Raw genomic sequence first — 26062 nt, 5'->3', positions numbered from 1 at the left:
CTATTTATAAATTACTATTGGCCAACGAAATTAAATATTTTCCATAATCGGTGTTTTTTAAAACTTTTCCCATTCTTAATAAATCACTTCTTTCTATCCACCCATTTCTAAAAGCAATTTCTTCCAAGCATGCTATATATAATCCTTGTCTTTTTTGTATAGTAGCAACAAAATTTGATGCTTCTAATAATCCTTCAGGTGTACCTGTATCAAGCCATGCAAAACCTCTTCCTAGAACCTGAACCTTTAATTTATTACGTTTTAAATATTCTTTGTTGACATCTGTAATTTCTAATTCTCCTCTAAATGAAGGTTTAATATTTTTAGCAATGTCAATAACCTCATTATCATAAAAATACAAACCAGGAACGGCATAATTCGATTTCGGAAATTTTGGTTTTTCTTCTAAACTTATTACGTTATAATTTTCATCAAATTCAACAACTCCAAATCTTGATGGATCTTTAACATAATAAGCGAACACTAAAGCTCCTTCTTCCAAACTTTTTGCTTTTTTTAATACTTTGGAAAAACCTTGACCGTAAAATAAATTATCTCCCAAAATTAAAGCTACTTTATCATCTTTTATAAAATTTTCCCCTATTATAAAAGCTTCAGCAATACCATGTGGAGAATCTTGTATTAAATAATCTAATTTTATACCTAAATTTTCCCCTGTTCCAAGTAAATTCTTGTATAAATCAATATATTCAGGATTTGAGATTATCAAAATATCCTTTATGCCAGCCAGCATAAGTGTTGATAAAGGGTAGAATATCAAAGGCTTGTCATATATTGGTATTAAATGTTTACTAATTCCCCTGGTAATAGGGTATAATCTTAGCCCAGAACCACCTGCCAAAACTATTCCTTTCATAATTTTCACCTCTAAAACTATAACAAAGAGAGTTTTTTCCAGAATGTTTCATCAAATATTTCGTCATTAAATAACAAAGATGGCGAATACCAAAGTTTTTCATTATAATCACTTTTAATAATATTGTTTTTTTGGCTCAGGATTATAAGACTATTTAACAAAATCATGCATCCTCTTCTAAACACAAGATTTATTATTTTATTTATATTATTTTTTCTTTTAACAATGGCTTGAGAGATTATCTTTCCGTTGTCTACAAATTCGTCGACGAAATGAACAGTTGCTCCAAAATATTGTGTATTTAATTTATAAAAACCTTCATTTATTGCTTGTGTACCAATTGTTCCTTTAAATGCAGGTAGGAGGGAATAGTGCAAATTTATCAACTTACCCTTAAATAAATTTACAGTTGTAGCATCAATAACCTTATGCCAAGTTGTAACAATATAGTCACAATCAAAGTTTTCTAGTGCTTCAACTAACTCCTTGTTATAAGTTCTGGCATAGTTAATTAATTTAAATTTCAAATTTTGTTCTTTACAATATTCTAGAGCTTTACAATTTTTATAGCCTATAGCAAATAAATTGATATTATTTATTTTTTTTTCTTTTAAAGCTAAATGAAAAAATTTCAAATTTCCTCCATTCCCACTAACAAGAAAGCAAAGTTTCATATCTTACCTCCTAGTACTAGTAAAAAACTCGTAAATTGAATCGATAATATAATAAATTTCATCTTTTGAAAGCCTTAAATGCAAAGGTAGTCTTAATATTGTTCTACTTATTTTTTCGGTAACGGGTAAATCACCCTTCTTATATCCCAACTTTTTTCCCATCGGTGATTCATGCAGAGGTATATAATGAAAAAGAGCTTGAATTTCACGTTTTTTTAAAAAATTCATTAATTTATCTCTTTGTTTTTCGGTATTTAGTAATATATAAAAAATGTGGTAATTTGAAGAAGAGTAATGTGGTATCTTTGGCAATTTTAAAACTCCTCTTTTTTCGAGATTCTTTAAGCCTTCATAATACGTATTATATATTTCTTTTCTTCTATTTAAAACTTCATCCATTCTTTCAAGTTGGGCTAACAAAAAGGCAGCTAATATATCTGAAAGAACAAAACTTGAACCTACATCAATCCAAGTGTATTTATCGATTTCCCCTCTAAAAAATTTACTTCTATTGGTACCCTTCTCTCTAACAATTTCTGCTCTTTCGAAAAAAAACTCATTATTTAGAACTAAAGCTCCTCCTTCACCACAAGTGTAGTTTTTTGTTTCATGGAAACTATAACATCCTATATCTCCAATGGTCCCTAAAAATTTATCTTTGTATTTAGCATTTACACTTTGAGCGGCATCTTCTATTACTCTCAAATTATGTTTTTTGGCAATTTGAACTAACTTATCCATATCACAAGAATGTCCTGCATAATGTACAGGAATTATGGCTTTTGTTTTAGAATTTATTTTTTCTTCTATACTATCAACATCAATATTTAAATTTTCTGATTCTATATCAACAAACACAGGTTTAGCTCCCCTTAACAAAACAGAGTTTGCTGTTGAAACGAAGGTAAAAGAAGGCATTATTACTTCATCATCTAACTCTAAATTAATTAATATTGCTGCCATATCCAAAGCAGCACTTGCTGAAGTAACAAGCAAAATTTTCTTTGCTTTAAACTTTTTTTCTAGCAAATTTTGCACCTTTTTTGAAAAGAGCCCATCCCCACTTATTTTTGAGCTTTCAATTGCTTCTTTTATATACCTCAATTCCTTATCATTGTAAAAGATTTTGTTAAAAAAAACCAAAAATATTCCCTCCTATCCAAAATATAAATCCCACCAAATTTTAAAAGATACAACGTTCCAGATTTTAGCCGCTAATTGAAAATCATTGTTTTTATTGTTATAATATTCTGACAACAGCTTATTTATATATTCGAAATTAAAAACACTTTTCTTTAACGAAGATTTATTTAAATGACACATTACAAAGGGCTTTAACTCTCTTTTTATCCACCAAAAAACTGGCAAAACAAACCCTTCTTTTTTTCTGTTTATTATTTCTTTTGGTAATATTCCTTTAAGTGCTTCTTTTAAAATATACTTAATAATCCCTTTTTTTATTTTCCAACTTCCTGGCAAAGAAGCAACATATTCAACTAATCTATAATCAAGAAAAGGTGATCTCACTTCAACGGAATGAGCCATAGATAGAAAGTCAACAAAAGCTAAAACTTGGTCAGGAAGCAAAGTTTTCCATTCTAATTCTAATACTTTATTTAATGGGTCTAAAGCTTTTAGATTGGAAACATCCTTACTTAATAGTTCGTAAGAATTAAATTTATTAAATTTAAAAATTTTAGGATTCAACAACAACCTCTTTTCCTCGTCTTTAAACAATAAAATTTTATATTTCCACTTTTCAAGACTTCCTTTTGAATAAAGATAAAGTTTTTCCAGAAATTCAATATTATTTTCAAATGGTCTTAAATTATTTAAATCTTTATCGGATAATTTGTAGCCTTTTTTCAGTTTTTCATAAATATTTTCAAGGTAGCTTAACGGTTGTGCTAGTCTTGGTGCTAAATAACTTCCAAATAATTCATCTGCTCCATCCCCAGATAAAGCAACTTTAACATGTTTAGAAATCAATTTTGTCAGGAAAAATGTAGAAATTGCTCCAGAAAATGGGGAGTCAAAACTCCTCAAAACTTTTGAAATATCTTCTATTAATTCATCAGGAGACATAAAATATTCATAATGTTCTGTGCCAAAAATTTTAGCAACTTTTCTTGCAGAAATAATGTCATGAGCTTTATGCTCCAAAAAAGTTGTATATCCCAAAGAAAATGTTTTTACTCTTTTGTTAGAATTCCTTATCATGAAAGCTACAACAGAACTAGAATCCAATCCACCACTTAAATAAGCTCCTATTGGGACATCACTTACCATTCTATTTTTTACTGAATCCTCCAATAATTTTCTTATTTTATAAATTGCTTCCTCAAATTTATCGTTGTTTTGTTTTGAAAAATCTATATTCCAATATTTAAGGTGTTCCAGTTTTTTAATGTTTACATCGAATATTAACATTTCGCCTGGAAAAATGGAATAGATGTTTTCAAATGCAGTAAAAGGTGCAGGAATATTTTTAAATGTAAAATAATGGTTAAGAGCTTCAAAATTTGGTTCCTTTTTTACCATAGGATGTTTTAAAATTGCTTTTATTTCAGACGCAAAAATTATATTTCCATTAATTATTGTATAAAATAATGGCTTTTGTCCCATTCGGTCTCTTACTAATACTAATTTTTTATTTTTTTTATCCCAAATTGCAATTGCGAACATTCCATTAATCTTATTTACAAAATTAAGGTTATATTCTTCGTATAAATGTACTATTACTTCTGAGTCTGAATGATCTGTATAAAAACTATGTCCTTTTTCAATTAGTTCATTTCTTAATGTCAAAAAATTATAAATTTCACCATTCCAAACTACCCAAACATCTTTTGATTCATTATGTATTGGTTGTTTTCCTTTTTCAATGTCTATTATACTCAATCTTCTAGAGCCAAGATTCATAAATTCATCTTGATAAAACCCTTCTTCATCAGGACCTCTATGATAAATCGCGTCGTTCATACTTTTCAAAATATTTGGATTTCCTTTCCCACTAAATCCAACTATACCACACATTTTATCCCTCACTTTTTAAATTATTTTTTCTATTCTTTTCTGCGATTTCTACCAACTTATAATAATTATAATTCCAAGTTCTATATTTTCTATCAGTGCACGTTCTACATAATGGTATCATATCCATTCTACCTGATAGATGTAATTGCCTAACTTTTTCAAATGCTTCACTATGCCATATTTCCTTTATGCTTTTTTCCATAACATTTCCAAAATTTGTTTTAAAAGCTATATCATATCCACAGAGCGCAACATTTCCAAAAGTATCCACATTCATTCTCTCAAAAGGCCAAGGACAAGGGGCTGTGGAAGGTAAATAAGGGGTCGGATCGGCTGATTTTGAAGGATCTCCCATTCCCCAAGTCAAATATTTTCTCAATTGAACGTGATCAACCCTCTTCTTCCAAAAATCCAAGATTTCATCTGGATTGATTCCCTGCTGAACAATTGCACTAACAATGATTTTAGTTGTGCTGTTCATTTCATTTCTTAATGAAACCATTCTTTCGATATTTTCTACTAATTTTTCCCAATTCAAACCGATTCTAATTTTTTCATAATCTTCTTTTTTAGCGGCGTCTACGCTAAATTCTACCATATCTACATTTGCTTTTAACAACCTTTTCGTGTTTTCTTCGTTAAACATAGAGCCATTTGTAATTAATCCTATTTTTGCACCGACGCTCTTTGCATACTCGATCAATTCGACTATGTTGGGATGTAACATTGGTTCACCGCCACCTGTTAACCTTATAAAAGCTCCATATTTTCCACATTCATCTGCTATTTTTTTAAACAATTTTTCACTAACAAATTGTGCGTTTTTATACTTTTCTCTGATTGTTGAAATTGTATAAGGACAGGCTGGACATTTTGCATTACAAACATAAGAAACACTTAAGACTATCATCAATGGAAATTCCTTTGCTTCTTCTTTCATTTTATATTCTTTTGGTACGTGGACTAAAAAATCTGTATATATTTTATAGTACTTTTTCATGTATTTTCACCTCCTGGTTCAATATAAGAAGCATAACTTGATTGCCAATCTTTACAGTTTCTACAAAGTTTTGGTAGTTTATCCCATTTGCCTTCCAAATGATTTAATCGGAATTCTTTCAAAGTTGTATTCCAAATTTCTTTAATACTCTGTTTGTTTACATCACCGAATATTACTTCACAGTTTAAATCTACCGCACACATGCATATCTTTCCCTGATCAGATATATTTATAGAATTCATCGCCCAATTGCATGGTAATCTAAATTTAAAATCTTTTAAATTTTCTGCCTTAACTTTTCCTGCCCAACTTACTTTTGGCCTTATCTTTACATACACCCCTTGTTTTTTCCAAAAATCAACAAATTTTTCCAGTTCATTTTCATTTTCAGGCATCTCAACAAATTGAACAACTAGTTTTTGAGTTTTTTCTCCAATTTCATCCAGAAGTTTTTTGTATATTAAAACACCTTCTATTACTTTAGTTAAATTACCTTTCACCCTTATCTTTTTGTATGTATCTTCTTCAAAAGCGTCAATGCCAATATATAAAACATCCAATCCCGCTTTTATCAAACGCTCAGCCCATTTTTTGTTCAACAAGTTCCCGTTCGAATTTAATACAACATCTTTTAACCCCTTTTCTTTTGCATATTTTATTCTTTTGTCCAGATCATTTAACATTAACCCTTCACCGAAAAAGGTAATCCACACACGTGCTTCGGGTTTTTCAATTGCTATCTCATCAACTATCTTTTTGTACAGCTTCCACGACATTATCCCTGGCTTACGTGTCATATCTTTATGTGGGCACATTGCACATTTTAAGTTGCAATATGAAATACTATCAATTAACACTACCGACGGAAAAAGATTTTTGTTCTCATCCTGTATTCTTTGGAGTAATATTTTTTTTAATTTTTCCTCATCATAGTAAACATCAAACCTTTTTTTCATAACACTCCTCCTCAAAAAATGAATTTATCTATGTAAATATATAAAATGGTGATCTATCCCCACAATTAAATAATACATCTAAAACAGTAACCTCGTGTATAAAACCTTCATATAACTGTTGATACTCAGGATATTTATATTCCATGAAACGTACTTCTATACCATTTTTTTCAAAAAGTTCAATATTCAAATAATTTTTAGCCGATGGGCCTGTTATATAAATTTTTCCTTTTAATAACTTTATTATTTCTATTAATCTACGGTTTTTATCTTTTTCTTTAATCTTAAACTCTGAACTTTTCAAAAAATTCGTATTTATTCTAAGAATTTCTGAAATTTTTATTGTTGTATAAATATCAAGATCAGACAGTTTTTTCCATTTATTTGTTATATAAAAATCTTCCAACAAAAACTCAAAATCTTTAAAATATTTTGCTTTTGAATAATTTGCTATAAATGAATTATAATGTTTTTTTTGCCAATTAACTCTTTGAGAGACTTCTACTTCATTTATTTTTTGTTTTATACTATTTGATTTTACGGGTACCGTAATCCATCTTAAACCATTTGGAGTTTTTATCTTATTTCTATTTCTCCAATCATGTTTTGTATATTGTACATCATCCAAAAAAACAAAAAAATCTACTTTATTAATCATGTCAAAAACGCCCTTCCAAGGCAAGTAATTTGGTTGAAGTATAGCTACTTTCATAATTCTTATCGCCATCCTTTTATTTTTCTTTATTTTTATTATAAGTCAAATAAAGAAGTAACTAAAAGATTCAACTTATATATTTTTTGGTAAAAATTATATTTAAACATTTTTTAACTTTTGATTTTCCATACGAATATTAACCGCTCTTCTGCTTTATATTTTTATATTTTGTTATTGTATTCCTATTTTTCATTTTTATAACCAGTAGATAAACTTTCAAAATAAACGAAAAAGCGCAAAAACGTCCTAAAATTTTTAAAAGTAAAGTTGATGTTTTAAAAAATTTTTTTGTTAATTACTTTTTTCGAAAATAATTTCGTCAAAGAAATTTTTTTAAATTTATTTACAAAGTATTAACACAAAATCCACTTGCAAAGAAAGGAAAATATGTTAAAATCTAACCAGTGCTGAAGACGGCAGGTTAAATAAAGGCAGAAAGCCGCCTGCCCGAGGCAGAAAGGAAAGTGGTTGCTTTCCTTTTTTGCGCCTCGGTATTCCGAGGTTTATTTTTTTGTAGGAGGTGAAGAAATTGCTGACAAGAAAACAAAAAGAGCTACTTGTTGAGGAATTAAGTGCTATTTTTGAAAAATCATCATTGATTCTTTTTTCGGATTACAAAGGCCTTAACGTAGAACAAATTACAAAATTAAGAAGAAAACTAAGAGAAAAGTTAGCCAATGGAGCAAGGTATAGAGTTATAAAAAACAGTGTTGCATATCTTGCTTTGAAAAAAGCGGGATATTCTGTTGATGAAATTGAAGAAGTTTTTTCTGGCCCTCTTGCAATTTTATATGTTGAAGAAGGAGATCCGATTGAAGCAATTAAAATTATTTATGATTTCTCGAAGGAAACAAAGGGATTGCCTTCTTTTAAAGGTCTGTACTTAGATGGTAGATTCTTTGATGCAGAGGAAGTTGAAAATCTATCCAAACTACCATCCAAAGAGCAGCTTCTTGCTATGGTTGTTAGTGGAGTGCAAGGACCTATTAGAGGATTTGTTAATGTACTATCCGGTACTCTTAAGAGTCTTCTTTATGCTCTTAATGCAATTAAAGATAAAAAATCAGAATAATTTAGGAGGTGTTTATCATGGAAAAATTAGAACAAATTGTAAATGAAATTGAACAATTAACAGTAGCAGAACTTGCAGAACTCGTAAAGATGTTGGAAGACAAATTCGGAGTAAGTGCATCTGCGCCAGTTATGGCAATGCCAGTTGCAGGAGCTGCAGCAGGTGGAGGAGCAGCTGCTGAAGAAAAAACGGAATTTGATGTTGTTCTCAAGAGTTTTGGTGCAAAAAAGATAAATGTCATTAAAGTAGTAAGAGAAATTACAGGTCTTGGTCTTAAAGAAGCAAAAGATTTAGTTGAAAAAGCAGGAACACCTGATGCTGTAATTAAACAAGGAGTAAACAAAGACGAAGCAGAAGAAATTAAGAAGAAACTTGAAGAAGCAGGAGCAGAAGTAGAACTTAAATAATAGTAACATAAGTTTCTAAAAAGAAAAGATTTTGTATCAACCCCGTACACAGTGTTGTGTATGGGGTTTTTTTGTGTTTTAATATATAATTGGTATAATTTTACCCCCCTAAATTTTTCTAACTGAGGTGATAGGATGAAAGAAATTAAAAGAGGAAAAAGGACCCGATATTCTTTTGAAAGGGTCCAAACACCTATCCCAGTTCCCAATCTTGTGGAAATCCAAACAAAATCTTACCAAGATTTCCTCGAGAATGGGATACTAAAGGTTCTTAAAAAATTCTCTCCAATAACATCCTCAAAATCTGACTTAAGAAAGGAAAAAGGTTTTTCCCTGGAGTTTGTTTCTGTAAGAATTGGCGAACCTCAAAATACTGTCCAAGAATGTAAGGAAAGATTACTTACTTATACGGTTCCTGTATACACAACCGTGCGTATTACAGATAACAGTACCAACGAGATGATAGAAGAAGAAGCCTTTTTGGGCTATATTCCTTATATGACTCCAAGAACCACCTTCATAATCAACGGAGCGGAAAGGGTTGTAGTTAACCAACTTGTTAGAAGTCCTGGGATTTACTTTGTTGAAGAAGCAAAAAAAACAAGTGGGACAAAACCCATATATGTTGCACATTTTTTACCAGTAAGAGGTGCATGGCTTGAGATCCTTCTCAATCTAAATGATGAAGTATTCTATGCAAGAATTGATAGAAAAAGAAGAATAAATCTCTTTTTGCTTTTAAAGGCGTTAGGTTACAGTGAAGATTTGGAATTGTTATCATTATTCCCATATTGGATAGATGTTGAAGACGAATATACATTACAACATTCCGAGGGGCTTATTATCCTTGAAGATGTAAAGACAAAAAATGGAGGGCTTATTGCAAAAAGAGGTGACGTGATTACCCAAGGGCTTATAGAAAAACTTGAAAACAGCGATATACAAAAGATTAAAGTGGCACATAGATATGCTGTGAACACATTAGAAAAACTCAATCACGTATACGGGGAAAATATAGAAGAAAACAGGGCATATATAGAAATATTTAGAAAATTAAGACCTGGTGAGCTTCCAAGAATTAATGCCGCTAAAATCTTTCTTAGGAATCTTTATTTTAACGAAGAAAGATTTGAACTTTCAGAAGTAGGAAGATTTAAAATGAACAATAGACTTGAAGAAGCGTATAGAAAGTATTTGATAGAAGTTGAGGGAAAGGATCCTCAAGGAGTTGAAGAAGTAAAGTACGACGAAACTTCAAATGTATTAACGCCAATGGACATAGTGCTTGCATCAAGAAATTTAATTGAGATAGATAAACACCCAGGTACGATGGATACCAAGGACCATCTTGGTAATAAAAGGGTTAGAACAGTTGGTGAATTAATTAGAATAGAGTTTGAAAGGGCATTTTCAAAAGCAGTATTTATGATTCAAGAAAAACTTGCAACATATACTTCTTTAGATAAAATATCTGTCCAAAGTTTAATTAATGTTAAATCAATAATTGCAACTATTAATTCTTTCTTTGCAACCAATCCATTGTCTCAGTTTATGGATCAAACAAATCCACTTGCAGAATTGACACACAAAAGAAGGTTAACGGCAGTTGGGCCTGGAGGTTTGAAAAGAGAACGTGCAAGATTCGAAGTGCGTGACGTACACCACTCGCATTATGGAAGGATGTGTCCAATTGAAACACCAGAAGGTGCCAACATCGGGCTTATTACTTCTCTTTCAGTTTATTCATCAATAGATAAATTTGGATTTTTAATTACACCTTACGTTAAAGTAGTAAAGGGTAAGGTGACAAATGAAATTGTGTATTTAACCGCAGATGAGGAAGAAAATTACAAAATTGCTCCATCTACAATTCCAATAGATGAAAAAGGAAATATAATTCCGGAAAATGTTACTGTAAGGTATGAAGAAAAGGTTTTGTATGTTAACAAAAATAACGTTCAATTTATAGATGTTGCCCCAAACCAAATTGTTAGTGTATCTACATCTTTGATCCCATTCTTGGAACACGATGATGCAAACAGGGCATTAATGGGTTCTAACATGCAAAGACAAGGAGTTCCATTAATTGAAACGGAAGCTCCGAGAGTTGGAACTGGAATGGAATGGGAAGCAGCAAAATATTCAGGTACGTTAATTCTTGCAAAGCACGATGGTATTGTAAAAAAAGTCGATGCTCAAAAAATAGTAATTCATAGAATAGATGAAAACGGAAAAGAAATGTATGATTCAATGGGAAATCCAATGTTAGACATTTATGAGCTTTTGAAATTTACGAGAACAAACCAAGATACTTGTATAAACCAAAGACCAATTGTTAATGTTGGGGAAATAGTGAAAAAGGATGAACCAATAGCAGATGGTCCTGCAACAGATATGGGTGAACTTGCATTGGGTAAAAACGTTTTAGTTGCGTTTGTACCATGGGAAGGATACAATTTTGAAGATGCTATATTAATAAGTGAAGAACTTCTTGAAAAAGAAACATATACATCTATTCATATAGAAGTTTATGAAACAACGGCAAGAGATACAAGGTTGGGGCCTGAAGAAATTACTCCAGATATTCCAAACGTAAGTAAAGAAAAACTTAGAAATTTAGATGAAGATGGGATAATAAGAATAGGTGCTTATGTTCAAGAGACGGATATCCTTGTTGGTAAAGTAACACCAAAAAGCGAGAGTGATACAACACCAGAAGAAAAGATTATAAGATCCGTATTCGGTGAAAAAGGTAAAGAGGTAAAAGATACTTCTTTAAGGGTGCCTCATGGTATTGAAGGAAGGGTAATTGCAGTACACGTATTTGACAAAGAAAAAGACGGTGATTTAGGACCAGGTGTAAATAAACTGATAAGGGTATATGTTGCCATTAGAAAACCACTTGAAGTTGGAGATAAATTAGCTGGAAGACACGGAAATAAAGGTGTTGTTTCTAAAATATTACCAAAAGAGGATATGCCGTTTTTACCAGATGGGACGCCTATACAGGTTGTATTGAGTCCTCTTGGAGTTCCATCGCGTATGAATGTGGGACAGATATTGGAAACAAGCCTTGGATGGCTTGCTATGCTTACAAACAGATGGTTTGCAACTCCTGTGTTTGATGGTGCAAAAGAAGGAGATATTTTACCTGAACTTTATAAGGCGAGAAAAAAATTTGGACTTGAGATGGGAGATTTTGAAGAAAATCCAAGTGGTAAAGTTATATTAAGAGATGGTAGAACTGGTAAAGAATTTGATCATCCAATATTGGTTGGATATATGTATGTAATGAAACTCATACACATAGCAAGAGACAAAATACACGCAAGGTCAACAGGGCCATATTCTCTCATTCACCAACAGCCATTGGGTGGAAAAGCACAGTTTGGAGGTCAAAGATTTGGTGAAATGGAAGTTTGGGCACTTGAAGCATATGGAGCTGCACACACACTAAATGAAATGCTTACAGTAAAGAGTGATGATATTAGGGGAAGGAATGAAGTTTACAAGGCGATAATGAAGGGTAAGAATATTCCAGAACCAGGTCTTCCCGAAAGTTTCAAGGTTCTTGTAAGAGAACTAAGAGGAATTGCACTAGATGTCAGAGTATACGACGATGAAGGTAACGAAATTGACATTGAAAAGTTATAATGCCCCATAAGGAGGGAAAATGATGGGTTCAACTTTTAAGAGAAAAATTTCTAAAGTTACGGTTAAAGTTGCCTCGCCAGAAGTAATAAGAAGCTGGTCAAGTGGTGAGGTCAAAAAACCCGAAACCATAAACTATAGAACCTTTAAACCAGAAAAGGATGGGCTATTTTGTGAAAAGATATTTGGTCCTACGAAAGACTACGAATGTGCTTGTGGAAAGTATAAAGGAAAGAAGTATGAAGGTACAGTATGTGAAAGATGTGGAGTTAGAGTAGAATCAAAAGAAGCAAGAAGAAAACGAATGGGGCATATTGACTTATTTGCTCCTGTGGTCCATGTTTGGTATTTAAAAAGTAGTCCAAGTATACTTTCATCACTTCTTGGTATTCAGGCAAAAGAGTTGGAGAATGTAATATATTACGGTGGTAAAAGAATAATAGAGAAGATATTGATAGTAACTAATCCCAAAGATACAGATTTCATAAAGGGTTCGTTACTTTATCAAACAGAATATGAAATATACAATCAAAAATTGGATTTTGAAGTTATGCCTGGAGTTATTATTAAATCACCTGTAGCTCCTGTAATAAGTAGTATATCTGGTGAAGTAAAAATAAGACACGAAAAGACACATACTGACAGAGAAATTACTTGGGTAGATGTTAGAAAGATCTCAAGAGCAGAGCATAGGGTATACAATGGAATGGTTTTGAATGTAAAAAATGGGGATTATGTGAACCAAGGTGATGAGATTGTTTCGGAAATGCAAATTGACCCAATTTATGCTCCTTTTGATGGAACAGTTGAGATAGATGAAATATCGAATACCATTACAATAAAGCCTTTAACAACAAGTAAAGATATGCCAGTTACCTTCTCGTTGCCATATGGTGTTAAACCTGTAGTTCCTAATAATAGCAAGGTAAAAAAAGGTGATCAATTAACAAATGGAACAGTTTTACCAGCTGTAATAGCATCTGTTAGTGGGAATATAAGCTTTGGAAAGGAACTTAATGTAAGACCTCTAGAAGATGGAAAGTACGAGGTATTAACAAGTGGAAGTGTGTATGTAGAAAATGTTGTGGAGGAAAAGCATTATCCATTATTTGAAGGGGCATTTGTTTACGTAAAAGATGGTGATGAAATTTCAGAAGGTCAAACAATAGCAGATAGATTTTTATTTGAAGATGAGTATTTAACACTTGATGAGTACAAAATTTTCGAGCAACATTATCCTGCAATGTTTACAGCAGAATCGGAAGTTGAAAATGATAGACCCATAGTGGTAATCACAGAAATTGATGATGAAGTTTCTGTTGAGACAGGGCTAAAGATAGGTGATATAATAACTGATCACCAATATAGTGCGTATAGAACGCTGTATAATGATAAAATTGAGGCGGATTCTGGAGCCTCTGCTATAAAGAAGCTTTTACAAAAATTAGATCTTGAAAAGTTGAAAGCAGAAATCGAATCAGAATTAAAAAAGGTCTCTAAAAGCAGTGGAAGGGCAAAAAAACTTCTTAGAAGATTAAAAATTGTAAAAGATTTGTTAAAGAGCGAAACGAAACCTGAATGGATGATACTTGAAGCTATTCCAGTTGTTCCACCTGACATTAGACCGATGATACAGGTCGAAGGTGGAAGGTTTGCCACTACAGATTTGAATGATTTGTACAGAAGGGTTATAAACAGAAACAACAGATTGAAAAAACTTTATGAAATGAATTCTCCGGAGATAATTATAAAAAACGAAAAAAGGATGCTACAAGAAGCAGTAGATAGTCTAATATACAATGGAAGAATGGGAAAAGCTGTAACGGATAGAAATGGAAGGGCATTAAAATCACTAACAGACCTGCTTAAAGGTAAAAAAGGAAGGTTTAGAAGAAATCTACTTGGTAAGCGTGTGGACTATTCTGGACGTGCTGTAATAGTCGTTGGGCCTCATCTAAAGATTCATGAATGTGGGCTTCCAAAGAAAATGGCTATGGAATTATTCAAGCCATTTGTATTGGCGGAACTCTTAAATAAAGATGATGAAACAAGTAAAACTGCTAGGAAGATGAAAAAGGCAATTATTGAAAAGGAAATGCCTCAAGCATATGAAGTACTTGAAGAAATAATAAAGGGTCACCCGGTCCTTCTAAATAGGGCACCTACATTGCATAGGATGTCACTTCAGGCATTTGAACCAAAGTTAATTGAAGGTAATGCAATACAACTTCATCCACTTGTGTGTCCACCATTTAACGCAGACTTTGATGGGGACCAAATGGCTGTTCATGTGCCATTGTCTGCTGCAGCACAGGCTGAGGCAAAATTCTTGATGCTTTCAAGATACAACATAATTTCACCTGCACATGGAAAACCAATATCTATGCCTGGTAAAGATATTGTTGCAGGTGTCTATTATCTTACAATGGTTGGAAAAGATTATGATAAGGTTCAAAAAGAAAACATAAAATGGAAATTTTCTTCCATTGATGAAGCAGAACTTGCATATGAATTTGGTCATATAAGGCTTCACGATCCAATATTGGTAAAAGTTGATGACAGAGTTATAAAAACCACATATGGAAGATTAGTATTTGCAAATATCGTTCCAAGAGAATTTAGAGATTATAACAAAACTTATGGCAAAGGCGCAATAAAAGACTTAGTATATAAGACGTTTAAGAAATACGGTGTTGATAGAACCGCTGATCTATTGGATGATATAAAAGATTTAGGGTTCCACTATGCTACGATATCAGGGCTTACGGTAAGTATAACCGATTTTTACATTTCCCCAGAAAGGCGAAGAATAATAGATGAAGCAAAGAAGAAGATATCAGAAGTAGAAGAATTATTTGCATTAGGATTTCTTTCCGATGAAGAAAGATACAGAGAAACAATAAAGATTTGGGCAGATGCAACTGAAAAGGTGCAAGATGCTACATTTGAATACATAGGAAAAGATCCATTTAACCCAGTGTATATAATGGTAGATTCTGGGGCGAGGGGTAACAAAGACCAACTTAAACAACTTGCTGGTATGCGTGGTCTAATGGCTGATCCTTCTGGAAGAACAATCGAGATTCCAATTATTTCAAACTTTAGAGAAGGGCTTTCTGTTTTGGAATTCTTCATTAGTACACACGGTGCAAGAAAAGGTTCTGCAGATACAGCTCTTAGAACAAGTTCTGCTGGTTATTTGACAAGAAGACTTGTAGATGTGGCTCAATCTGTTGTAATAACTACAACTGACTGTGGTACTGAAAACGGAGTAAGGGCAACCGTGTTAAAGAGTAGTGATGGATTAACAGTTGAAAAGTTAGAAGATTTCTTATTTGGTAGGGTCCTTGCAAAAGATGTATACGATCCAAAAACAAATAGTGTATTAGTAAATCCAGAAAATGGTAAAGAATACACCAGAGATACAATGATCGATGATGATGATGCAAAATTCTTGGGGAATTATTCCGTTAGAATACCAGTTTCAAGAGAGCTTGAAATTAATCTTACAAATCCTGAACTTCCGGAAAATTATTGTGAGTTAATTACAGACTTTATTTACGATGGTGTACATTACGATGAAGGAACAGAAGTGAATTGGGATATAATTAGAAAGGCTAAAAATTCAGGGCTTGAAAAATTAACAGTGAAAGAATATCCAATTGTAGGAAAAGTTTCTGTGGAAACAGTGGTAAGTCAAAAAGATATAAAACAACTAGTAGTAGATGAGGAATTGATAATGCCAACTACTGCAAAAATTTTAGAAGGACATAACGTTGAATCCGTACAGGTAAGACCAGAAATTATTGTAAGATCCGTGCTCACGTGTGAAGCTGAACATGGCGTTTGTTCAAAGTGTTACGGAATGGATCTTTCCAACCATAAAATTATAGGTGTAGGAGAAGCTGTTGGTGTTGTTGCGGCACAATCAATAGGTGAACCAGGTACTCAACTTACTATGAGAACATTCCATACAGGTGGTATTGCAACAACTGCAGATATCACACAAGGGCTTCCAAGAGCGGAAGAACTATTTGAGGCAAGGAAGAAATTAAAAGAACCTGAAGGTATATTTTCAAGGGTGAAAGGATATGTAAAAGATATAGTAGAAGATGAAACAGGAAAGAAAAAGGTGTACATAGAAGATGAAGCAGGAGACATCCACGAATATGATATACCAACAAAAGTGAAGGTTTCAGTAAATAAAGGGCAAAAAATACTTCCTGGTCAATCGCTATCAACTGGTGCAATTAGACCTAGAAAGATACTTGAAACACTAGATGTGGATACAACGGCGTTGTATCTATTGAAGGAAATCAAAAAGGTCTATGTGGAACAGGGTGTTGATATTCACGATAAACATTTTGAGATTATAATAAAACAAATGCTTGACAAAGTAGAAGTAATCGATCCAGGAGATACAGATTACTTACCAGGAGATCTTTTAAGGCTTCAAATGGTTAAAAGAATTAACAAACAGATTTTAGAAGAAAATGTACACGTTGAAACAAATAGGAAACGCGTGATTGGAAAAATATTACATCAACATCTAATAGCGGAAGACGAAAATGGAGAAATTGTGGAAATAGCCCCTGAAGGTGTTGAAGTTACGGAAGAAATATTGGAAAAGGCTATAAAATCTGGTATCAAAGAAATTATTGTAAAAAATGGTGATGGAGAGATAGTTACTTACCAGATTCTTCCAAAAGAGCCTATAAAATACAGAAGAAGATTGCTTAGGATTACAAAGGCTTCGCTTGAAAGAGTTGGTTGGTTAAGTGCGGCAAGTTTCCAACAAACACCACAAGTGTTAACGGAAGCAGCAATAGAGGGATCAGTAGATCATCTCTTGGGATTAAAGGAAAACGTAATTGTTGGGCAACTAATCCCCGCAGGAACAGGTCTGGATATGTTTGCAAATATTCAAATAGAAGAGACGCCGAGGCTTGCTCAAAAAGAAAAAATGGCATAAACAAATCCCCCTCTAAAAGAAGAGGGGGATTTGTTTGTTTTGCTAACAATATGGTATAATATTTTTGGAGGTGAGAAGATGGTGTTGTTGAAAAACGGAACAATTTATCCAATAACAAACAAACCATTTAAAGGGGATATTTTGATTGATGGTGGAATAATAAAAGAAATTGGTGAGAATATTGAGGTGAAAGATGCTGAGGTTATTGATGTAAGTGGAAGATACATTTTTCCAGGATTTATTGACGCCCATTCTCATATTGGTGTCTTTGAAGAAGGGGTAGGTGAATTTTATTATCAAGATGGAAATGAATATTCAGAGCCATTAACCCCACATGTAAGAGCACTCGATGCGTTTTATCCAGGCGATAGTGCAATAAGAAGGGCGTTATCTGGCGGTGTTACGACTGCTATGGTAGTACCTGGAAGTGCAAATCCTATTGGTGGTCAGGGGTTTATACTAAAATTTAAGTCAGACATTGTAGATGAAATGGTTATACGACAACCTGCGGGGTTAAAGATGGCGTTTGGTGAGAACCCGAAAAGGGTATATGGTTCAAAGGGGAAAATGCCTACGACGAGATTGGGTGTTGCGGCAGTTATTAGGGAATATTTTACAAGGGTAAAAGATTATATGAAGAAAAGGGAAGAAGATCCAAAAACACCAATTGATTTTAAGTTGGAAATAGGTGTAAAAGTTCTAAAAAGAGAAATTCCCGCAAGGTGTCATGCACATAGAGCGGATGATATTGTAACTGCAATTAGAATAGCAGAAGAGTTTAATTTTGACATAGTTATTGAACATGCTACAGAGGGATATAAGATAGCAAACTTTTTAAAACAAAAGAAAATACCTGTGGTGTTAGGACCACTATTTGGTTTTAGAACAAAGCTTGAACTTATTGATATGACTTATGAAGCTATAAAAATAATAAACGAGCATGGAATACTCGCTGCATTGATGTGTGATCATCCTGTTATTCATCTTGAACATGCGAACATACAAGCTGCTACCGCTCTTAGATACGGTGCAAAAGAAGAAGATCTTCTGAAAATGCTTACTATAAATCCAGCAAAAATACTAAAAATTGATAATAGGGTAGGATCTTTAGAAAAGGGAAAGGATGCAGATATTGTAGTTTGGAATACACATCCTTTTGATTTTAGGGCCAAAGCTGAAATGGTATTTATTGAAGGAAAAGTTGTATATAGAGAGTAACAACTTTCAGGGGAAAATAGCTTCGGTGTAAAACCGAAGCTATTTTTTTTGTAAATAAAATATGTTAAAATATTAATGAGGTGATATTTTGAAAAAATTAATTTTGTTGTTATTAATTGTTTCTATTTTTTGCTTTTCATTAACATTATATACCTACCCTCAAAATGTGGTTGCAAAATATATAGGGGTTAATAAGCAGTTGAATGGCATAGCGTGTGAGTTTATAAAAAAACTCAATGAGATTTTAAAACAGTACGATATAGAGATAAAGTTTAAGGATAATGTGCCAAAAAATCTTTCTCAAATCCTTTCTTCTCTTAAAAGTAATGAAATCCAAATTTTTATTGGTCTTGCAAAAAGCGAAGATAGATCAAAGAATTTAAAATTTACAAATTATCCTCTTTGGAGTACGCAGCTTGGAATTTTATCTAAGAGTAGTAATTTAGAATTTACAGATAAAAAATTTGGTATTATTAAATCTACTAAAACAGCTGAAGAGGTAAAAAAAATGATACCGCAAATAGTTCAAAAAACTTATGAAGATATAGAAGCTGCAGTGAATGCTCTTTTATCGGATAAAGTAGACTATGTAATTTACAACAAAGGAATTTTAAGTTACTATGCAAATTTATACAACCTTAGATTTTTGCCCCTAGGTACTGAAAGATATAGGCAATATATTGCGTTTTCAAAAAAAGTAGATGACAAAATAATCTCAATAGTAGATAATGCTCTAAAAGAGATATTTACTTCTTCTGTGTACAAAGAAATATTTGAAAGATTTCCTGCATTTTCGCCGGGAAATGAAGTATATTTTGCAATTATTCAATGGCCTCCATACGAATACAAAGAAAATGGTGTTTGGAAGGGGATAGATTATGAAATAGCAAAGTTGGCATTTCAAAAATTAGGTTTTAATTTAATTATTAAAGAGTATCCTTGGACGAGATGTCTTGAGCTTGTGAAATCAAAGGCCTTTGATGGTACAATGACTTTAATAATTACAGATGAAAGAAAAGAGTATATGTATTATACATCCGTTCCAATAAGTTATGGTGTAGATGTTTTTTTCTCTTTAAAAAACTTGCCTCGTCAAAAGATATTTCTTGGATATGTTAATGGATATGCATACAATGAAAAGGTTTTTAAATCTGGATATAAATTAATGCCTGTTAGTTCAGATTACAAGGGTATGGAACTACTTTCCAAACAAAGGATAGACGTGTTTGTTACAAATTTTTGTGTTGGAATGTTTTACGCAAAAAAGCTTGGAATAGATGTAGAGTATTCAGAGCCTATAGCGTATTTTAAGTATTATTTATCGTTTTCGAGAAGTTTTTTTGGAAAGTACTTATCCGAAAGCATTTCGAAAATTTTTAAGCAATTTCGAAAAGATGGAACTTATGAAAGAATATACGAAAAGTACAATTTAACTTTCCGGGAGGATATGCTAGATGAATAAAAAAATAGTTCTTGTTTTAATTTGTTTAGCTACATTTTTAGTAATTCTTTTTTATTTTTGCTTTTGGAAAGAGCAGATAGATGAAAAGGTAACGGCATATACAAAGTCTTTAGAATATCCTCTTTGGTTATTGGATGAATCAGGAATCGAACAAATATTAAATGTGATAATAGAGGATAAAGAAATTTTATCTGTGAAGATATATAACTTTAACGGAAACCTTCTGCTTGAAAAGAACGATGGAAATTTTATTTCATTTGACTATTCTATTCCTATATTTTTTGAAAGTGTATTTCTGGGAAATGTTGTGTATGAAATTTCATATATAAGGCTTTTATTAACGATTATTTATATTGGTTCAATTTCTCTTATGTTTTACATCATAGTCCTGCTTTTATTAAAGAATTTGGCGACAAATAAGAAGCTTATGGATATAAACGAAGAACTTTTTGAAACAAACGAAGAGTTAGAAGAAAATTTAAAAGAACTTGAAAGAACGCAAGAATCTCTCATTACATCCGAAAAACTTGCGGCAATTGGTAAATTAATGGTAAGTATAGCGCATGATATGAATACTCCAATTGGAATTATATATACAGCTGCAACAGAACTGGAAAATAAGCTAGATGATGATAATAAAGAATTGGTGAATATAATAATAAAGAATGCTCAAAAGATATCTCAACTTATAAAAAGTCTGAAAAAGACAACTTTTTATGAGATTTCAAATAACAAGTCATATATTAATATAAAGGAATTAGTTGAGGATATAATTACTACACTTTCACCAAAGTTAAAAGAGAAAAATATAAAAGCGGTGCTAGATATAGATGATGTTGAAATATACTCAAATCCTGGGGCAATTTCCCAAATTATAATGAACATAGTAAGTAATGCAGTAGTACATGCTTTTGATAAATCTGATAATAATATATTAACTATTTTAGCTTGCAGAAAGTCTAAAAACTTGGAGATAATAATAAAGGATAATGGAAAGGGAATTGATGAGAAATTGCAAAGAAAAATATTTGAACCATTTTTTTCAACAAAAGGAGTTGGTAGTGGTTTAGGACTAAGTATAGTCCATCATCTTGTGACTAAAGTATTAAATGGTGCTATATTTTTGGAAAGTAAAAAAGATGAAGGGACAACTTTTAAAATTATTATACCAATAGAGGTGGAAGATGAATAATTGGAAGATATTACTTGTAGATGATGAAGAAGATATCCATATTTTAACGAAAATAATACTCAAAGATATAGCGTTTCAAAATAAAAATGTAAAACTAATCAGTGCATATTCTGCAAAACAAGCCAAAAAGATTTTGGAAAAAGAACCTGATATTGCTCTGGCCATAGTAGATATAGTTATGGAAACGGAATCAGCAGGTCTTGAACTTGTAAGGTATATACGTGAGACATTAAAGAATGACATAATGAGGATAGTTATAAGAACGGGACAACCTGGATATGCACCCCCAAGAGAAGTTATTTTAAAGTACGATATAAACGATTATAGAGAAAAAAGTGAATTATCAAGTAACGGACTTTTTACAATGATAATAGCAAGGCTTAGAGAATATGCGGAGCTAAAGAATCTGTATGAGCAAAGAAAGCTTTTAGAAAGATTTAGCATGTTGAATCCTGAAGATATCAATTCAGTAAATCAACTTAGAGAAAAGATAGAAAATATTTTGAACATGCCAGTAAAAATCATTAAAAGTGATTTTAATGTAAAAAACTTTGTAAAGATTTCGTGGATAGGCAAAAATAAAGTTATTTTCAATATAAAGGACGAAAATTATATAATAGATTTTGCAACGTCTCCAAAAAACAAAGGATTGATTTCACTTGTACTTGAAAAATTAATACTTGATATTGAAAATAACATGCTATATAAAGAAAAAATTGATACATTGTATCAGATAATATACGTACTCTCAGAAATTACAGAAACACGCTCTCTTGAAACGGGAGAGCATGTAAAAAGGGTAAGTAATATAACCCAGATGATCGCGAAAAATGTTTTTAAAGATGAAGAATATGTAAATTTGCTAAGTATTGCCGCGATGTTACATGATATTGGGAAGATAGGAATACCAGATAAAATACTTAATAAACCTGAAAAGCTTTCTGATTCAGAATGGGAAATAATGAAAACGCATACGGAGATAGGATACAATATACTTAAATCTGTTAATAGCCCTCTTTTTAATATTGCAGCAAATATTGCCCTTTACCACCATGAAAATTGGGATGGCAGCGGTTATCCAAAAGGGTTAAAATGGGGAAATATACCAATAGAAGCCAGAATTGTTTCAATAGCAGATGTTTACGATGCATTGAGTAATGATAGAATATATAGAAAAGCATGGCCAAAAGATAAAGTGTTGAGATATATTAAAGAAAATGCCGGAAAGAAATTTGACCCAAGACTAGTTGAAATATTTTTCGATGAAATAGGTAAATTTCTCCATCCATAATATCTTCCTTCCTAGTAATATTTCTTACATTGCCAATTTTTTATTACTGAGTGTGTTTCAAAAATAAGCATTATTCACTATTTCAGTGAGATGGTAACCTTTGGATTACCTTGAAAATTCCTTTTAACCATTGCAAACAACGCAAACAAAAAAATTACTATTGTCCAGTTGTATAGGGTCAGTTTCGCCCAAATGCTCTTCACCACTCTCTCAAAGCTTTTCGTCTTTTACCACGACTAATTCTGACCTTTCAATGAAATCTTTCAGCACTTCAATACTCATAGAGCATCTCCCATCATGCACTTTGTTTTTTATCTTTATACCCTTCATCAGTTCGAGCAAAAGTTTCCTTTCGTCACTGTATGCAGGTCCCATATTTACACCAACCAGTATGGGATTACCTCCTTTTTCTTTCCTGCCCACCATCAGTTCCATCTTCACGTGAGAAGACACTTCCCTTATCTTCTTTCCCCTCATCTTTGGAAGTCGGAATATAGTTTTTTTGAACACACTCTTTATTACTTGACAAAATGATTTTTTCGCGTTAAAATAATCGTGAAAAATATAACGTTATTTATTTCACGATAGGTGATATTATGAGAATAAGGATTTGCATGGGAAGTTCTTGCCATTTGAAAGGTGCATATGATGTAGTAAAAAAAATAAAAGAGCTAGATATAAAAAATTTAAAGCTTTATGGTTCCCTCTGCTTTGGAAAGTGTGAAAGTGGAATAAACATTGAAATAGATGGTGAACTGGTATCGCATGTATCCCCGGAAAATGTTCAAGAGATTGTGAAAAAATTCATGAAAGAAAGGTAATAGCAATGGAAAAGTATATTATTTCAAATGATGCGAATTGTAAATATTGCTACAAATGTTTAAGAAATTGTCCAGTGAAGTCCATATCGTTTTCTGAAAATAAATCAATAGTTATAGATGAACAATGTATAGTTTGTGGAACGTGTATAGAAATATGTCCACAAAACGCGAAAAATTACAAGAAAGATTTAGATAAATTGCTTTTGCTCTTTGGAAATAGATTTGTTGTTTCAATTGCCCCATCGTTTTTTGCGCATTTTGATAACCCATTTAAGGTAATTGCGTTTCTCAAAAAAAACGGAGCGATTGTTAATGAAACATCGCTTGGTGCCGAATATGTGTCAAGAGAATATGAAAAATTTGACAAAACAGTAATTTCAACTGCTTGTCCCGTTGTTGTAGAACTTATTGAAAAATACTTTCCAGAAAAAATAGACTTTTTGGCAAATGTTGTATCACCTGCAGTTGCACATGCAAAGATTTTAAAGAAACTTTATGATTTTCCTTTGGTATTTTTGGGTCCATGTATTGCTAAAAAAAGAGAGCTTGAAGGATATTTTGATGTGGTGATAACATTTGAGGAGCTTGAAGAAGTTTTTGATGAAAATTTTGATGAAGCATTTCCTGATGCACCATATCCAAATATGGGAAGGTATTATCCAATAACAGGTGGAATTATAAAAAACACTAATTTTCAAAATCACATTACAATAGAGGGTGTTGAAAATATTAAGAAGTTTTTATCTAGATTAGATGTGATAGATGAAAAGTATTTTATTGAAATGTCTGCATGTGTAGGGGGGTGTATTGAAGGTCCCTGTAGTAGAAAGGATATAAGTCTTATAGAGAAAAAAACGAGGCTTCTAAAAAGCATAAAAAAACTTCCAAAAGGTGATTTAACGGAATTTGATATAGATTTGAAAAGAAAATTTTTATCACAGAAAAAGGAAGTGCAATATTCAAAAGAAGAAATTCAAAAAGTTCTCATATCCATGGGAAAGTCTGACAAATCAAAGGAATTAAATTGTAGTGCATGTGGGTATGATACATGTCAAGAAAAGGCAATAGCGGTTTTAGAAAAAAAAGCAGAAAAAGAAATGTGTATTACATATCTAATTGAAAAGGTATCAAGTGTGAGTAATATGCTTGTTGAGGAAACGCCGAATTTAATAATTATCACTCATAATGGAAAGATAGTATACAAAAACAAAGTAGCAAGATTGAAATTTATGTCTCTTTCGAATGTAAAAATTATGGAACTTGTTAAAAACATTAATAATAACCAGATAGAAGAGATGGAAATTAATGGGAGAAGGTATAAATTTTTGACGAAAAGGTTTTTACTACCTGAAAACAGTGGAGAAGTATTTATATTAACTGATATAACAAAAGAAATAGAACAAGAAGAAAAGATGAAAATGTTGAAAAAACAAACCATAGAAAAGATAGAAGAAGTATTGAACAAGCAAATGCTTCTTGCACAGGAAATTGCAAGTCTTCTTGGAGAATCTATTGCGGAAACAAAATCTCACTTTGTGGAGTTCAAGAAATTTATGGAGGAATAAAATGATTACCTGTGAAATAAATTATGCATTTAAAAATAAAGGTGGAGAATGGGTTTGCGGAGATTCTATTAATATAAAGAGAAACGAAGAAAAATGTGTGGTAAGTGTTTCAGATGGTCTGGGAAGTGGAGTTAAGGCAAATATACTATCAACGCTAACATCTACTATGTCCACTACTATGGTTTTTAACAATGTGTCTATAGAAGAAGTTTTTAGTTCCATTTTGTCAACACTTCCAACTTGTAAAGTAAGAAGGATAAGTTACTCAACGCTTGCCACTTGTCTAATAGATTACAAAAAAAAGAGATGTACAATATTTGAATATGAATTTCCGTTGATTTTTTATTTTAAAAACGATGATTTGATACCCTTAAAAAAGGTGAAAAAAAGTGTAAGTAACAAATATCTTTATGTAAGCGAGATGGATATAAACGTTGGAGATTCTATATTTTTAATGACTGATGGGATATCCCAGGCGGGGATGGGAAGTGAAAAATTTCCGTTTGGTTTTGGAGAGGAAAATATAAGGTTTGAACTGAGAAATCTAATAAAAAATAAAGTGGAACATGTGAATATTGTGGAACATATGATAAAACTGGCAAAAAAGTTGGATAAAGGTACAAAAGGTGATGATGCATTAATTGCAGGTTTAAAGATTAGAGAAAAAAGGATATTGACAATTATGGTGGGTCCGCCCGAACAAGAGGAAAAAGACAAAGAAGTAGTTGAAAAACTTATTAATTCAAAGGGGAAAAAGGTAATTTGTGGTGGAACAACAGGGCAAATAGTTGAAAGGGTAACGGGTAAGAAGATAGATATAGATGTAAGGAGTATATCTAAAATTTCGCCACCAGTTGGATATATGGAAGGGATAGATTTAGTAACAGAAGGGATAATTACATTAACACAGGTGTTCAGATATTATGAAAATCAGATAGAAGAAATGGGTGTTGGAGCTAAAAAGATAATAGACCTGCTTGATTGGGCAGATGTAATAAATTTTCTTGTAGGTCGGGCAATAAACCCCGCGCATCAAAATCCCCTTTTTACGCACGACATTTCTTTAAAATTTAGACTTATCCACGATATTGCAAAGATATTGGAAGAAAAGGGAAAGATTATTAACATTGAATATTTTTAGGAGGTGACTTTG

At 32.1% G+C, this 26062-nt stretch carries 19 protein-coding genes; 11 read left to right on the top strand and 8 right to left on the bottom strand.

Features of this window, described 5'->3' with window-relative positions; genetic code table 11:
• Positions 1-4: 4 nt before the first annotated feature.
• The 7 genes from rfbA to TMEL_RS02635 are packed head-to-tail and all read right to left on the bottom strand — an operon-like array spanning position 5 to position 7270.
• On the bottom strand, positions 5-877 hold the full coding sequence (gene rfbA / locus TMEL_RS02665) for a glucose-1-phosphate thymidylyltransferase RfbA (protein WP_012056739.1): 873 nt from the start codon (positions 875-877) through the stop codon (positions 5-7).
• 17 nt (positions 878-894) lie between these two features.
• A complete protein-coding gene (locus tag TMEL_RS02660) occupies positions 895-1551 on the bottom strand; it encodes a formyltransferase family protein (RefSeq protein WP_012056738.1) in 657 nt (218 codons plus the stop codon).
• A 3-nt stretch (positions 1552-1554) separates the two neighbouring features.
• Entirely contained in the window at positions 1555-2694 is a 1140-nt protein-coding gene (gene rffA, locus TMEL_RS02655; RefSeq protein ID WP_012056737.1) for a dTDP-4-amino-4,6-dideoxygalactose transaminase, read from the bottom strand.
• 12 nt (positions 2695-2706) lie between these two features.
• Positions 2707-4599: an asparagine synthase (glutamine-hydrolyzing) gene (gene asnB / locus TMEL_RS02650; protein WP_155760982.1), complete on the bottom strand. Its 1893-nt coding sequence runs from the start codon at positions 4597-4599 to the stop codon at positions 2707-2709.
• Positions 4589-5587, bottom strand: coding sequence for a radical SAM/SPASM domain-containing protein (locus tag TMEL_RS02645; protein ID WP_012056735.1), 999 nt, complete (start codon positions 5585-5587; stop codon positions 4589-4591). Before TMEL_RS02645 ends, asnB begins: the two co-directional genes overlap by 11 nt.
• Positions 5584-6543 carry a radical SAM/SPASM domain-containing protein gene (locus TMEL_RS02640; RefSeq protein ID WP_012056734.1) on the bottom strand — a complete coding sequence of 320 codons (960 nt, stop codon included), beginning with the start codon at positions 6541-6543 and terminating at the stop codon, positions 5584-5586. The genes TMEL_RS02645 and TMEL_RS02640 overlap by 4 nt, the downstream gene beginning before the upstream one ends.
• A gap of 28 nt (positions 6544-6571) precedes the next feature.
• Positions 6572-7270 (bottom strand): WbqC family protein, encoded by a 699-nt coding sequence (locus TMEL_RS02635; protein WP_202964482.1) that lies wholly within the window; start codon positions 7268-7270, stop codon positions 6572-6574.
• Positions 7271-7787: 517 nt separating this feature from the next.
• On the opposite strand from TMEL_RS02635, the gene rplJ reads away from it, so the two are divergent.
• The 8 genes from rplJ to TMEL_RS02595 all read left to right on the top strand — a co-directional run bounded on the left by rplJ (position 7788) and on the right by TMEL_RS02595 (position 22523).
• On the top strand, positions 7788-8330 hold the full coding sequence (gene rplJ, locus TMEL_RS02630; RefSeq protein WP_012056732.1) for a 50S ribosomal protein L10: 543 nt from the start codon (positions 7788-7790) through the stop codon (positions 8328-8330).
• A 17-nt stretch (positions 8331-8347) separates the two neighbouring features.
• Positions 8348-8737 carry a 50S ribosomal protein L7/L12 gene (gene rplL, locus TMEL_RS02625; protein WP_012056731.1) on the top strand — a complete coding sequence of 130 codons (390 nt, stop codon included), beginning with the start codon at positions 8348-8350 and terminating at the stop codon, positions 8735-8737.
• Between the two features lie 135 nt (positions 8738-8872).
• Positions 8873-12391 carry a DNA-directed RNA polymerase subunit beta gene (gene rpoB, locus TMEL_RS02620; protein ID WP_012056730.1) on the top strand — a complete coding sequence of 1173 codons (3519 nt, stop codon included), beginning with the start codon at positions 8873-8875 and terminating at the stop codon, positions 12389-12391.
• 19 nt (positions 12392-12410) lie between these two features.
• Positions 12411-17360 carry a DNA-directed RNA polymerase subunit beta' gene (locus TMEL_RS02615; RefSeq protein WP_012056729.1) on the top strand — a complete coding sequence of 1650 codons (4950 nt, stop codon included), beginning with the start codon at positions 12411-12413 and terminating at the stop codon, positions 17358-17360.
• Between the two features lie 78 nt (positions 17361-17438).
• A complete protein-coding gene (locus tag TMEL_RS02610; protein WP_012056728.1) occupies positions 17439-18578 on the top strand; it encodes an amidohydrolase in 1140 nt (379 codons plus the stop codon).
• Between the two features lie 88 nt (positions 18579-18666).
• Entirely contained in the window at positions 18667-20040 is a 1374-nt protein-coding gene (locus tag TMEL_RS02605) for a substrate-binding periplasmic protein (protein ID WP_012056727.1), read from the top strand.
• Positions 20033-21232, top strand: coding sequence for a sensor histidine kinase (locus TMEL_RS02600; protein ID WP_012056726.1), 1200 nt, complete (start codon positions 20033-20035; stop codon positions 21230-21232). Before TMEL_RS02605 ends, TMEL_RS02600 begins: the two co-directional genes overlap by 8 nt.
• Positions 21225-22523: an HD domain-containing phosphohydrolase gene (locus TMEL_RS02595; protein WP_012056725.1), complete on the top strand. Its 1299-nt coding sequence runs from the start codon at positions 21225-21227 to the stop codon at positions 22521-22523. The genes TMEL_RS02600 and TMEL_RS02595 overlap by 8 nt, the downstream gene beginning before the upstream one ends.
• A gap of 210 nt (positions 22524-22733) precedes the next feature.
• Here the strand turns inward: TMEL_RS02595 and TMEL_RS02590 are convergent, their stop codons facing one another.
• On the bottom strand, positions 22734-23000 hold the full coding sequence (locus TMEL_RS02590; RefSeq protein WP_012056724.1) for a hypothetical protein: 267 nt from the start codon (positions 22998-23000) through the stop codon (positions 22734-22736).
• Between the two features lie 119 nt (positions 23001-23119).
• On the opposite strand from TMEL_RS02590, the gene TMEL_RS02585 reads away from it, so the two are divergent.
• Genes TMEL_RS02585 through TMEL_RS02575 form a run of 3 tightly spaced genes read left to right on the top strand, consistent with a single transcriptional unit; the run spans position 23120 to position 26050 of the window.
• Complete coding sequence (locus TMEL_RS02585; RefSeq protein WP_012056723.1) at positions 23120-23344, top strand: (2Fe-2S) ferredoxin domain-containing protein; 225 nt, start codon at positions 23120-23122, stop codon at positions 23342-23344.
• Positions 23345-23349: 5 nt separating this feature from the next.
• Positions 23350-24909, top strand: a complete 1560-nt coding sequence (locus TMEL_RS02580; protein ID WP_012056722.1) for a [Fe-Fe] hydrogenase large subunit C-terminal domain-containing protein — start codon at positions 23350-23352, stop codon at positions 24907-24909.
• 1 nt (position 24910) lies between these two features.
• The gene (locus tag TMEL_RS02575) at positions 24911-26050 is read left to right on the top strand and encodes a SpoIIE family protein phosphatase (protein WP_012056721.1); all 1140 of its coding nucleotides are present in this window, start codon (positions 24911-24913) and stop codon (positions 26048-26050) included.
• Positions 26051-26062: the final 12 nt, after the last annotated feature.

The sequence above is a fragment of the Thermosipho melanesiensis BI429 genome, from assembly GCF_000016905.1.
Taxonomy (GTDB): Bacteria; Thermotogota; Thermotogae; order Thermotogales; family Fervidobacteriaceae; genus Thermosipho; species Thermosipho melanesiensis.
The sequence above is the reverse complement of the archived record's forward strand: the minus strand, read 5'-3'. Positions and strand labels throughout refer to the sequence as shown.

Coding starts and splice junctions, on each gene's coding strand:
- TMEL_RS02640 (WP_012056734.1), bottom strand. CDS start 6,543: ATGAAAAAAAGGTTTGATGTTTACTATGATGAGGAAAAATTAAAAAAA.
- TMEL_RS02615 (WP_012056729.1), top strand. CDS start 12,411: ATGATGGGTTCAACTTTTAAGAGAAAAATTTCTAAAGTTACGGTTAAA.
- rfbA (WP_012056739.1), bottom strand. CDS start 877: ATGAAAGGAATAGTTTTGGCAGGTGGTTCTGGGCTAAGATTATACCCT.
- TMEL_RS02580 (WP_012056722.1), top strand. CDS start 23,350: ATGGAAAAGTATATTATTTCAAATGATGCGAATTGTAAATATTGCTAC.
- TMEL_RS02590 (WP_012056724.1), bottom strand. CDS start 23,000: ATGAGGGGAAAGAAGATAAGGGAAGTGTCTTCTCACGTGAAGATGGAA.
- rplL (WP_012056731.1), top strand. CDS start 8,348: ATGGAAAAATTAGAACAAATTGTAAATGAAATTGAACAATTAACAGTA.
- TMEL_RS02660 (WP_012056738.1), bottom strand. CDS start 1,551: ATGAAACTTTGCTTTCTTGTTAGTGGGAATGGAGGAAATTTGAAATTT.
- TMEL_RS02635 (WP_202964482.1), bottom strand. CDS start 7,270: ATGGCGATAAGAATTATGAAAGTAGCTATACTTCAACCAAATTACTTG.
- rpoB (WP_012056730.1), top strand. CDS start 8,873: ATGAAAGAAATTAAAAGAGGAAAAAGGACCCGATATTCTTTTGAAAGG.
- TMEL_RS02585 (WP_012056723.1), top strand. CDS start 23,120: ATGAGAATAAGGATTTGCATGGGAAGTTCTTGCCATTTGAAAGGTGCA.
- TMEL_RS02645 (WP_012056735.1), bottom strand. CDS start 5,587: ATGAAAAAGTACTATAAAATATATACAGATTTTTTAGTCCACGTACCA.
- TMEL_RS02610 (WP_012056728.1), top strand. CDS start 17,439: ATGGTGTTGTTGAAAAACGGAACAATTTATCCAATAACAAACAAACCA.
- TMEL_RS02600 (WP_012056726.1), top strand. CDS start 20,033: ATGAATAAAAAAATAGTTCTTGTTTTAATTTGTTTAGCTACATTTTTA.
- TMEL_RS02575 (WP_012056721.1), top strand. CDS start 24,911: ATGATTACCTGTGAAATAAATTATGCATTTAAAAATAAAGGTGGAGAA.
- TMEL_RS02595 (WP_012056725.1), top strand. CDS start 21,225: ATGAATAATTGGAAGATATTACTTGTAGATGATGAAGAAGATATCCAT.